Source organism: Micromonospora sp. NPDC005220, assembly GCF_040607895.1.
Taxonomy (GTDB): Bacteria; Actinomycetota; Actinomycetes; order Mycobacteriales; family Micromonosporaceae; genus Micromonospora.
In genome coordinates, this window is the sequence record NZ_JBEXHP010000063.1 from 22,799 (window position 1) to 33,650 (window position 10,852).

General features: G+C 71.0%; 8 protein-coding genes. 5 read left to right on the top strand and 3 right to left on the bottom strand.

The features are described 5' to 3' along the window. Positions 1 to 21: 21 nt before the first annotated feature. On the bottom strand, positions 22 to 1,068 hold the full coding sequence (locus ABZU52_RS21645) for an iron ABC transporter permease (protein ID WP_354972796.1): 1,047 nt from the start codon (positions 1,066 to 1,068) through the stop codon (positions 22 to 24). Positions 1,069 to 1,315: 247 nt separating this feature from the next. Here ABZU52_RS21645 and ABZU52_RS21650 point away from each other — a divergent pair, with 247 nt between their 5' ends. Further along, positions 1,316 to 1,675 carry a YciI family protein gene (locus ABZU52_RS21650; RefSeq protein WP_354972797.1) on the top strand — a complete coding sequence of 120 codons (360 nt, stop codon included), beginning with the start codon at positions 1,316 to 1,318 and terminating at the stop codon, positions 1,673 to 1,675. Positions 1,676 to 1,723: 48 nt separating this feature from the next. Here ABZU52_RS21650 and ABZU52_RS21655 read toward each other — a convergent pair whose 3' ends face one another. Continuing rightward, a complete protein-coding gene (locus tag ABZU52_RS21655; RefSeq protein ID WP_354972798.1) occupies positions 1,724 to 2,092 on the bottom strand; it encodes a cytidine deaminase in 369 nt (122 codons plus the stop codon). Between the two features lie 120 nt (positions 2,093 to 2,212). Between ABZU52_RS21655 and hrpA the strand changes: the two genes are divergently transcribed. Beyond that, complete coding sequence (gene hrpA, locus ABZU52_RS21660; protein ID WP_354972799.1) at positions 2,213 to 6,259, top strand: ATP-dependent RNA helicase HrpA; 4,047 nt, start codon at positions 2,213 to 2,215, stop codon at positions 6,257 to 6,259. A 50-nt stretch (positions 6,260 to 6,309) separates the two neighbouring features. On the opposite strand, the gene ABZU52_RS21665 is transcribed toward hrpA, so the two are convergent. Next, a complete protein-coding gene (locus tag ABZU52_RS21665; protein ID WP_354972800.1) occupies positions 6,310 to 7,242 on the bottom strand; it encodes a LysR family transcriptional regulator in 933 nt (310 codons plus the stop codon). A 35-nt stretch (positions 7,243 to 7,277) separates the two neighbouring features. Between ABZU52_RS21665 and ABZU52_RS21670 the strand changes: the two genes are divergently transcribed. From ABZU52_RS21670 to ABZU52_RS21680, 3 genes are read left to right on the top strand one after another with little or no spacing between them, the layout of a single operon-like run. Next, positions 7,278 to 8,009, top strand: coding sequence for a succinate dehydrogenase cytochrome b subunit (locus ABZU52_RS21670; RefSeq protein ID WP_354972801.1), 732 nt, complete (start codon positions 7,278 to 7,280; stop codon positions 8,007 to 8,009). 1 nt (position 8,010) lies between these two features. Then, positions 8,011 to 9,948, top strand: coding sequence for a fumarate reductase/succinate dehydrogenase flavoprotein subunit (locus tag ABZU52_RS21675; protein ID WP_354972802.1), 1,938 nt, complete (start codon positions 8,011 to 8,013; stop codon positions 9,946 to 9,948). After that, positions 9,945 to 10,709, top strand: coding sequence for a succinate dehydrogenase/fumarate reductase iron-sulfur subunit (locus ABZU52_RS21680; protein ID WP_354972803.1), 765 nt, complete (start codon positions 9,945 to 9,947; stop codon positions 10,707 to 10,709). Before ABZU52_RS21675 ends, ABZU52_RS21680 begins: the two co-directional genes overlap by 4 nt. The last annotated feature ends 143 nt before the right edge of the window (positions 10,710 to 10,852 follow it).

A 10,852-nucleotide genomic window follows, 5' to 3' on the forward strand; every position in this document is an offset into this window, starting at 1 on the left:
CGGAGGCTCGGCTGGTGGTGGTCACGCGGTCACCACCCGGGCGCGACGGACCAGCACGGCCAGCAGCGGCGCGCCGATCAGGGCGGTGATGATCCCGGCCGGTATCTCGCCGGGCGGGGCGACGAGCCGGCCGACGACGTCGGCGCCGAGCAGCAGCGCGGGCCCGAGCAGGGCGGAGACGGCGAGGGTCCAGCGGTGGTCCGCGCCGACCAGGGCGCGGGCCAGGTGCGGCACGGCCAGCCCGACGAAGGCGACCGGGCCGGCGGCGGCCACCGCGGCGCCGGTCAGCAGCACCGCGGCGAGGCCACCGCCGAGGCGGACCAGCCCGATCCGGTGGCCCAGGCCACGGGCCACGTCGTCGCCGAGAGCCAGCGCGTCCAGGCCCCGGGCCACCAGCGTCGCCAGCAGCAGCCCGACGAGGACGAACGGCAGCACCTGGGCGGTGACGCCGAGATCCCGGCCGGCCAGCCCGCCGACGACCCAGAACCGGTACTCCTCGAAGGTGCGGGCGTCGATGCTGAGCAGCGCGTACACCCCGGAGGCGAGGCTGGCGTCGAGCGCCGCGCCGACCAGCGCGAGGGTGACCGGGCTCGCGCCCTCGCGGGCCCGGCTGGCGATGGCGAAGACCAACAGCCCGGCGACCAGTGCTCCGGCGATGCCGAACCAGACGTAGCCGGCGAGTGTGCCGACGCCGAAGACGGAGATGGCGAGCACCACGCCGAACGACGCGCCGGCGCTGATGCCGAGGATGCGGGGCTCGGCGAGGGGGTTGCGGGTGAGCGCCTGGAACAGCACCCCGGCCACGGCGAGCGCGAGCCCGACAGCGAGGCCCAGGGCGGTACGCGGCATGCGCAGTTCCCGGACGATCGTGCTCGCGTCGCTGCCGTCCGGCGCGACGAGGGCGTGCCAGACCGCGTCGACACCGAGTGGCCGGCTGCCCAGCGCGAAGCTCGCCAGCACGGCGAGCAGCAGCACCAGTGCCGCCCCGACGGTGACGGCGACCCGTCGGCCGGTACGGGTACCGGACCGGTTGCGGGCCGGCGTCGGCCGGTCGACGAGGGTGGTCACGAGTCTCCTGCACGTTCGAGCTTAGGTTCGCCTAACCTTAGACGACCTGCAGAAAGTGACCTAACCGGCGTCGGTCGATACCGACGCGGACGCCTCCGGTTCGCCCGCCGCGCCACCGTCCCCGGCCGCCGCCCGGCAGCACGTCCAGTGGCCGCATCATCTTCTGCGGACGGGAACAAGTGCGACAGAGCACCGATGACACCCGCAAGAGGGACATCCCACCCCGATCGCGCCATAGGGTGTGACCATGCGATTCGACCAGCACACGGTCGTCCTCCTGAGCCGGCCGTCGAATCCGCCGGACCTGCCACCGGAGGCGATCGACCGGGTGCAGAGCACCCACCTGGCCCACCAGGCGGGGTTCGTGGAGCAGGGGCTGGTGCTGGCGGCCGGGCCGTTCCTGGACGCCGACGACGGCCAGCTACGGGGCTTCGTCGTGTTCTCGATCTCCCCGGAGGAGGTACGCGCGCTCTACGCCGACGATCCGGCCGTCCGCGCGGGTCTGCTCGTCGCACGGGTGACGAGTTGGATGGTGCCGGAGGGCAACGTGCGGTTCGAAAGCGTGCCGATGTCCCGGTCGATGCTGGAGGAGGCCTCCGGCGACTGAGGCCGGCCGAGCAGGCCCTCGATGGTCAGCCGGGCAAGGTCTCGATGGTCAGCCGAGCAGGCCCTCGATCGGGACCACGCGCAGGTCGTCCACCTCGCCGACGATCACCCGCAGCGACGGAAAGTAGGCGCCGAGCACCTGCCCGCACCTGTCGCACGGCTCGACGACCTCGCCTCCCCGGTCGGTGACCGTGACGATCGTCTCCAACTCGGTCACGCCCTGCGTGGCGGCGGTGCCGATCACGACCAGTTCCGCGCAGATGTCTCCGCTGTCGTGCTGGACGTTCACGCCGGAGAACACCCGCCCGTCGGCGGTCCGGGCGGCCGACGCGCCGGTATGGCGCGGGCTGCGACATCGCAATTTGGCGACCGCCGTGGCGGCCTGCACCAACGCCCGGTCGGTGTCCCGCAGCTCCATCCCGGCCCCCCAGCGCTCGACGTCGGCCGCAACTCTAGACGGCCGTCCCCGCGCTGCCGCACCCCTCGCGCGGTAACCCAGGGGCAATCCGCCGCCGCGCTGCCTATCCTTGGGCACGACATGCAGAATCCAACCGCCTCCGCCGCGACCGACACCGTCCGCGAGCTGCACCGCCGCCTCACTCCCCTGATGTTCCGCGACCAGCGCCGGCTCCAGCGGCGCCTCGACGGTGCCCGCAAGCTGCGCGACCCGCAGCGCCGGGAGGCGGCGCTGACCGAGATCACCGCCGAGCTGGCTCGGGCCGAGCAGCGGCTGGCCGCCCGCCGGGCGGCGGTGCCGGTGATCACGTACCCGGCGGGGTTGCCGGTCAGCGAGCGCAAGGACGACATCGCCGCTGCCATCCGCGATCACCAGGTGGTGATCGTGGCCGGCGAGACCGGCTCCGGCAAGACCACCCAGATTCCCAAGATCTGCCTGGAGCTGGGGCGCGGCATCAACGGCCTGATCGGGCACACCCAGCCCCGGCGGTTGGCCGCCCGGACGGTGGCCGACCGGATCGCCGACGAGCTGGGCACCGAGTTGGGCGACGTGGTCGGTTACAAGGTGCGCTTCACCGACCAGGTCAGCGAGCGCAGCCTGGTGAAGCTGATGACCGACGGCATCCTGCTCGCCGAGTTGCAGACCGACCGGATGCTGCGCCAGTACGACACGTTGATCATCGACGAGGCGCACGAGCGCAGCCTCAACATCGACTTCATCCTCGGGTACCTGCGGGAGCTGCTGCCCCGCCGCCCCGACCTCAAGGTGATCATCACGTCGGCGACCATCGAGACCGACCGGTTCGCCCGGCACTTCGCCGACGCCGAGGGCAATCCGGCGCCGATCGTCGAGGTCTCCGGTCGCACCTACCCGGTGGAGGTGCGCTACCGGCCCCTCGTCGAGCTGGCCGAGGGCGAGGAGGACGGCGACGGCGACGAGGAGAACGTCCGCGACCAGATCCAGGCGATCGGCGACGCCGTCGAGGAGTTGGCCGCCGAGGGCCCCGGCGACATCCTGGTCTTCCTCAGCGGTGAACGGGAGATCCGGGACACCGCCGACGCGCTGGGCAAGCTGGTGCAGAAGAAGCGGTCGCTGCTCGGCACCGAGATCCTGCCGCTGTACGCCCGGCTGTCCAGCGCCGAGCAGCACCGGGTCTTCGCCGCGCACAGCTCGCGCCGGGTGGTGCTCGCCACCAACGTCGCGGAGACGTCGCTGACCGTGCCCGGGATCAAGTACGTGGTCGACCCGGGCACCGCCCGCATCTCCCGCTACTCCAACCGGCTCAAGGTGCAGCGGCTGCCGATCGAACCGGTCTCGCAGGCGTCGGCCAACCAGCGCAAGGGCCGCTGCGGGCGTACGTCGGACGGCATCTGCATCCGCCTCTACGACGAGCAGGACTTCCTGTCCCGGCCCGAGTTCACCGACCCGGAGATCCTGCGGACCAACCTGGCGTCGGTCATCCTCCAGATGACCGCGATCGGGCTCGGCGACCTCGCCGCGTTCCCGTTCATCGACCCGCCGGACAAGCGCAACATCACCGACGGTGTCAACCTGCTGCACGAGCTGGGCGCGTTGGACCCGACCGAGGCCGACCCGGCGAAGCGGCTCACCGCGCTCGGCCGGCGGCTGGCCCAGTTGCCGGTGGACCCGCGGCTGGCCCGGATGGTGGTCGAAGGGGAACGCAACGGGTGCGCCACCGAGGTGCTGGTGATCGCCGCCGCGCTCTCCATTCAGGACCCCCGCGAGCGGCCGGCGGAGAAGCAGGCCCAGGCGGACCAGGCGCACGCCCGGTTCGCCGACCAGGAGTCGGACTTCGTCGCCTACCTCAACCTGTGGCGCTACCTGCGTGAGCAGCAGCGGGAACTCTCCTCCAGCGCGTTCCGCCGGATGTGCAAGGCGGAGTACCTGAACTACCTGCGGATCCGCGAGTGGCAGGACATCGTCAGCCAACTGCGGCAGGTGCTGCGTACCCCGCAGGAGAGTGATCGGCGCGCGGGACGGGCGGCCCGCGACACCCCGGACGACGCGGACGCCGGCCGCGGACGCCGTGGCGGCGCGGACCTGCCGGAGGAGATCGACACCCCGAAGGTGCACCAGTCCCTGCTGCCCGGCCTGCTGTCGCACATCGGCCTGAAGGACGCCCAGAAACACGAGTACCTGGGGGCTCGGGGCGCGAAGTTCGCGCTCTTCCCCGGGTCGGCGTTGTTCAAGAAGCCGCCGCGCTGGGTGATGGCCGCCGAGCTGGTGGAGACCTCCCGGCTGTGGGGTCGGATCGCCGGCCGGATCGAGCCGGAGTGGGTCGAGCCGCTGGCGCAGCACCTGGTCAAGCGCAGCTACAGCGAACCGCACTGGGAGAAGAAGCAGGCCGCGGTGATGGCCTACGAGAAGGTCACCCTGTACGGAATCCCCCTGGTCACCTCCCGGAAGGTCAACTTCGGGCGGATCGACCCGACACTGAGCCGGGAGCTGTTCATTCGGCACGCCCTGGTCGAGGGCGACTGGCAGACCCACCACCAGTTCTGGGCGGACAACAAGCGGCTGCTCGCCGAGATCGAGGAGCTGGAGAGCCGCGCCCGGCGCCGGGACATCCTGGTCGACGACGAGACCATCTTCGGCTTCTACGACCAACGGATCCCGGCCGACGTCTCGTCCGGGCGGCACTTCGACAGCTGGTGGAAGAAGACCCGCCGGGAGCAACCCGACCTGCTCACCTTCACCCGCGACCTGCTGGTCAACGACGGCCGACCGGGGGTGGACGAGGACGACTACCCGGACGAGTGGCAGGCCGACGGGGTGAGCCTCCCGCTGACCTACCGGTTCGAGCCGGGTACGCCGGACGACGGCGTCACAGTGGACATCCCGTTGCCGCTGCTCAACCAGGTGCCGGCGGAGAGCTTCGACTGGCAGGTGCCGGGGCTGCGCGAGGAGACGGTGATCGCGCTGATGCGCTCGCTGCCGAAGGCGATCCGCCGCAACTTCGTCCCGGTGCCGGACTACGCCCGCGCCGCCCTGGCGGCGATCACCCCCGGCGAGGAGTCGCTGCTGGACGCGCTCACCCGGCAGCTGCGTCGGATGACCGGGGTGACAGTGCCCCGCGACGCCTGGGAACCGGGCAAGCTCCCGGCGCACCTGCGGGTGACCTTCCGGGTCCTCGGCGACGACGAGAACCCGGTCGCCGAGGGCAAGGACCTGCCGGCCCTGCAACGCCAACTGCGTCAGGAGGTACGCCAGGTGGTGGCGGCCGCCGCGCCGGAGGTGGCCCGTACCGGGTTGCGGGAGTGGAGCATCGGCACGCTGCCCCGGACCATCGAACAGGTCCGGGCGGGTTACGCGGTCACCGCGTACCCGGCGCTTGTCGACGAGGGTGCCACGGTCGGGGTGAAGGTGTTCGACTCTCCCGCCGAGGCGGAGGCGGCGCACTGGGCCGGCACCCGCCGGCTGCTGCGGCTCACCGTGCCGTCCCCGGCGCGGTTCCTTCAGGGGCGGCTCAGCAACGAGGCGAAGCTGGCGCTGAGCCGCAACCCGCACGGCGGCGTCCAGGAGTTGATCGAGGACGCGGCGGGCGCGGCCATCGACCGGCTGATCGGCGCGGCCGGCGGGCCGGCGTGGGACGCCGAGGGGTTCGCGGCGCTGCGCGAGAAGGTCCGCGCCGACCTGGTCGACACCGTCGTCGAGGTGATGGACCGGGTTCGCCGGGTCCTCGCCGCCGCGTACGCCGTCGAGCAGCGGCTCGGCGCGACCCGCAACCTCGCCGTGGTGGCGGCGCTGGCCGACATCCGCAACCAGCTCGCCGGGCTGGTGCACGCCGGTTTCATCACCGAGACCGGGTACGCGCGCCTGCCCGACCTGCTGCGCTACCTCACCGCCATCGAGCGTCGACTGGACCGGCTGGGCGGCAACCCGCAGCGGGACCGCCAGCAGCAGGACCGGATCGCGGTGGTGCAGAAGGAGTACGCCGACCTGCTCGCCAACCTGCCGCCGGCCCGCCGCCAGGAGACGGCCGTCCGGCAGATCCGCTGGATGATCGAGGAGTTGCGGGTGAACGTCTTCGCCCAGGCGTTGGGTACCCCGTACCCCGTCTCCGAGCAGCGGATCTACCGCGCGATGGACGACGCCGAGGGCCGCTGAGCCCGCCGGCCTGGCCGCTGCTGCCCTCGTCGCGGCGGCGGCCGGTCCGGTCAGGTCAGTGGCTCGACGCCGGGGGGTAGTTCGCCGAGGTCGATGGCCGACTGGATGTAGTCGAGCAGGATGCGCCGCAGTTCCCGACCGGCGTGGGTGGGTACGACGTCGCGCCGACGGGCCACCGCGATGGTCCGCCGCACCCCGGGCGGGGCGAGCGGGGTGATCCGCACGCCCGGCCGGCGGGCCAGCACGATGCCCGGCACGAGCGCGATGCCGAGCCCCGCCTCGACGAAGCTGAGCACCGCGTCCATCTCGCCGCCGTCCACCGCGAAGGTCGGTTCGAAGCCCGCCTCCCGACACGCCTGGATGGTCGCGTCGCGCAGGTCGTACCCCTCCCGGAACATCACCATCGGCTGGTCCCGCAGGTCGGTGATTCGCAGCTCCCCGGTCGCCGACGCGGTCGCCACCTCCCCCACCGAGGCCACCACCAGGCTCTCCCGCAGGATCGGGTCGACCCGCAGCCCCGGGTCGGCCCCCTGCGCCGGCATGATGATCAGGGCCAGGTCGAGGTCGCCGCGGAGCAGGTCGCGCACCAGGTCCTGGGAGCCGCCCTCCTCGACGCGCAGGTCGACGGTGGGGTGCGCGTCGCGGAACCGGCGCAGCACCGGCGGCGCGAGTGAGGTGGCCAGGCTGGGGGTGGCCCCGAGCCGGACCCGGCCCCGGCGCAGTCCGACCAACTCCTGGACCTCCCGGGTGGCGGTTTCCACGTCGGCGAGGATCCGGGTGGCCAACGGCAGCAGCACCTCACCCGCCGCGGTGAGCGCGATGTTGCCCCTTACCCGCTCGAACAGCGGTGCGCCGAGGTCGGCCTCCAGAGCGTGAATTTGCTTACTGAGAGAGGGCTGTGTGATGCCCACGACGTCGGCGGCTTGGGTGAAATGTCGTACTTCGGCCACCGCGACGAAGTACCGGAGCTGATGGAGCTGCATCTAAATAGCTTACGGCTATCAACACTGCGAGTTTGATGCATTGGACGACTGATCGAAGTACTCCTAGCGTCGGTCGTGTGGTAATCACGAAAACTCGGTCGCCCATTCGCTCCAACGTCGGCCTCAAGGCCGTCATGGCGGTGACGGGCATCCTGCTGGCGCTGTTCCTGATCGCCCACATGCTCGGGAACCTGAAGGTGTTCACGGGGGAGACCTCGTTCGACCACTACGCGCACTGGCTGCGCGACATCGGCAAGCCACTGCTGCCCGGAGTCTGGTTCCTGTGGATCCTGCGCACCGTGCTGGTGGTGGCGGTCGTCGCCCACATCGTGGCCGCCACCGTGCTGGCCCGGCGTGCCCGCGCCGCCCGCCCGGTCAAGTACGCCCACCGCAAGAAGGTCAACGGCAGCTACGCGGCCCGCACGATGCGCTGGGGTGGCGTGATCATCCTGCTCTTCGTGATCTACCACCTCCTGGACCTGACCACCGGGACGCTGAACCCGGTCGGCAACGCCAGCAAGCCGTACGGCAACGTCGTCGCCGACTTCGCACCGGAGCGCTGGTACGTCACGCTCTTCTACACGCTCGCCATCCTCGCGGTGGGCTTCCACCTGCGTCACGGCGCGTTCAGCGCGTTCCGCAGCCTCGGCCAGCAGACGCCACGCGGCGAGCGTCGGGCACGTACCGCGGCTCTGATCTTCGCCGTGCTGCTCTGCGCCGGGTACCTGGTGGTCCCGTTCGCCGTACTCACCGGATTGGTGTCCTGACATGGAACTCTTCACCGAGGGCGACCCGATCGCCGACACCAGGGCTCCCGCCGGCCCGGTCGAGAAGCGTTGGGAGACCCGGCGCTTCGAGGCCAAGCTGGTCAACCCCGCCAACCGCCGCAAGATGACGGTGATCGTGGTCGGCACCGGCCTGGCCGGCGGCTCCGCCGCCGCGACCCTGGCCGAGCAGGGCTACCACGTCAAGTCGTACTGCTACCAGGACAGCCCACGGCGGGCACACTCCATCGCGGCGCAGGGCGGCATCAACGCGGCGAAGAACTACCGCAACGACGGCGACTCCATCCACCGGCTGTTCTACGACACCGTCAAGGGCGGCGACTTCCGCTCCCGGGAGTCGAACGTGCACCGGCTCGCCGAGGTCTCCGTCAACATCATCGACCAGTGCGTCGCCCAGGGCGTGCCGTTCGCCCGCGAGTACGGCGGCCTGCTGGACACCCGCTCCTTCGGCGGCGCCCAGGTGCAGCGCACCTTCTACGCCCGGGGCCAGACGGGCCAGCAGCTGCTGCTCGGCGCGTACCAGGCCCTCGAACGGCAGATCGGCCTGGGCAACGTGGAGATGAACACCCGGCACGAGATGCTGGAGCTGGTCATCGTCGACGGCAAGGCCCGGGGCATCGTCGTCCGGGACCTGGTCACCGGCGAGATCAGCACCGAGATGGCCGACGCGGTGGTGCTCGCCTCCGGCGGCTACGGCAACGTCTTCTACCTCTCCACCAACGCCAAGGGCTGCAACGTCACCGCCACCTGGCGCGCGCACCGCAAGGGCGCGTACTTCGCCAACCCCTGCTACACGCAGATCCACCCGACCTGCATCCCCGTCTCCGGCGACCACCAGTCGAAGCTGACCCTGATGAGCGAGTCGCTGCGCAACGACGGCCGGGTCTGGGTGCCGAAGGCCAAGGGTGACGACCGCAGCCCGAAGGACATTCCGGAGGACGAGCGGGACTACTACCTGGAGCGGATCTACCCCTCCTTCGGCAACCTGGTGCCCCGGGACATCGCCTCCCGCGCCGCCAAGGCCGTCTGCGACCAGGGTCGCGGCGTCGGCCCGACCAAGCTCGGCGTCTACCTCGACTTCGCCGACGCGATCGACCGGCTCGGCCGCAAGGCGATCGAGGCCAAGTACGGCAACCTCTTCGAGATGTACGAGCGGATCACCGGCGAGGACCCGTACGAGGTGCCGATGCGCATCTACCCCGCCGTGCACTACACGATGGGCGGCCTGTGGGTCGACTACGACCTCCAGTCGAACATCCCCGGCCTGTTCGTGATCGGTGAGGCGAACTTCTCCGACCACGGCGCGAACCGGCTCGGCGCCTCGGCGCTGATGCAGGGCCTCGCGGACGGCTACTTCGTGCTGCCCACCACCATCGCCAACTACCTGGCCTCCGGCGGGTTGGAGAAGGTCGACGCCAGCCACCCCGCGGCGGTCGAGGCGCGTACCGACGTGGAGGACCGGATCCAGCGGCTGCTCGCGGTCAACGGCGACCGGACCGTGGACTCGTTCCACCGGGAACTGGGCCAGATCATGTGGGAACACTGCGGCATGGAACGCAGCGAGGCCGGGCTGCGCAAGGCGATCGGCGAGATCCGCGACCTGCGCGAGCAGTTCTGGCAGCGGGTCAAGGTGTCCGGCACCGGCGAGGAACTCAACCAGTCGCTGGAGAAGGCCGGCCGGGTGGCCGACTTCTTCGAACTGGCCGAGCTGATGTGCATCGACGCCCTGCACCGCGAGGAGTCCTGCGGCGGCCACTTCCGGGCCGAGCACCAGACCTCCGACGGTGAGGCGCAGCGCGACGACGACCGGTTCGCGTACGTGGCGGCCTGGGAGTTCACCGCCGACGGTGCGCCCTCGGTGCTGCACAAGGAAGACCTGAAGTTCGAATACGTCCACCCCACGCAGCGGAGCTACAAGTGAACCTGACCCTGCGCATCTGGCGCCAGAAGGGCCCTGAGGACAAGGGTCGGATGGTGACCTACCCGGTCGACGACGTGTCCCCGGACATGTCATTCCTGGAGATGCTCGACGTGCTCAACGAGCGGCTGATCCTCGCCGGCGAGGACCCGGTGGCGTTCGACCACGACTGCCGCGAGGGCATCTGCGGCATGTGCGGCCTGATGATCAACGGCGACGCGCACGGGCCGCAGCGCGGCACCACCGCGTGCCAGCTGCACATGCGGCAGTTCAAGGACGGCGAGACGATCGACATCGAGCCGTGGCGGGCCAGCGCCTTCCCGGTCGTCAAGGACCTGGTCGTCAACCGGAGCGCCTTCGACAGGATCATCGCGGCCGGCGGCTACGTCACCGCACCGACCGGCAGCGCGCCGGAAGCCCACTCCACCCCGGTGGCCAAGGCCAACGCCGACGCCGCCTTCGAGTCGGCGGCCTGCATCGGCTGCGGCGCCTGCGTGGCGGCCTGCCCGAACGGCTCCGGCATGCTCTTCACCGCCGCCAAGCTCACCCAGCTCTCGCTTCTGCCGCAGGGGCAGCCGGAGCGCTACACCCGGGTGATCGGCATGGTCGACGCGCACGACGAGGCCGGCTTCGGCGGCTGCACCAACGCCGGCGAATGCACCCCGGCCTGCCCGAAGGGCATCCCGCTGAACACCATCGGCCGCCTCAACCGCGACTACCTCACGGCCACCACGAAGGGTGCCAACAACACCCCCGGCTCCTGACGTCCACGCCAGACCGCCGTACCCCGCGCTTTTCGGGGTACGGCGGTCTGGCGTTTGACCTGTCTGGCGGTTTGGTCTCCGGCCGTTGGTTGCGGTGGGGGGCTGGGGCGACCGTCCCCGGCTCCGGGCGGTCAGGCTTGATC

Excerpts from the sequence above, each read along its gene's own strand:
- ABZU52_RS21650 (WP_354972797.1), top strand. The coding sequence starts at position 1,316 with ATGCGATTCGACCAGCACACGGTCGTCCTCCTGAGCCGGCCGTCGAAT.
- ABZU52_RS21665 (WP_354972800.1), bottom strand. The coding sequence starts at position 7,242 with ATGCAGCTCCATCAGCTCCGGTACTTCGTCGCGGTGGCCGAAGTACGA.
- ABZU52_RS21670 (WP_354972801.1), top strand. The coding sequence starts at position 7,278 with ATGCATTGGACGACTGATCGAAGTACTCCTAGCGTCGGTCGTGTGGTA.
- ABZU52_RS21675 (WP_354972802.1), top strand. The coding sequence starts at position 8,011 with ATGGAACTCTTCACCGAGGGCGACCCGATCGCCGACACCAGGGCTCCC.
- ABZU52_RS21655 (WP_354972798.1), bottom strand. The coding sequence starts at position 2,092 with ATGGAGCTGCGGGACACCGACCGGGCGTTGGTGCAGGCCGCCACGGCG.
- hrpA (WP_354972799.1), top strand. The coding sequence starts at position 2,213 with ATGCAGAATCCAACCGCCTCCGCCGCGACCGACACCGTCCGCGAGCTG.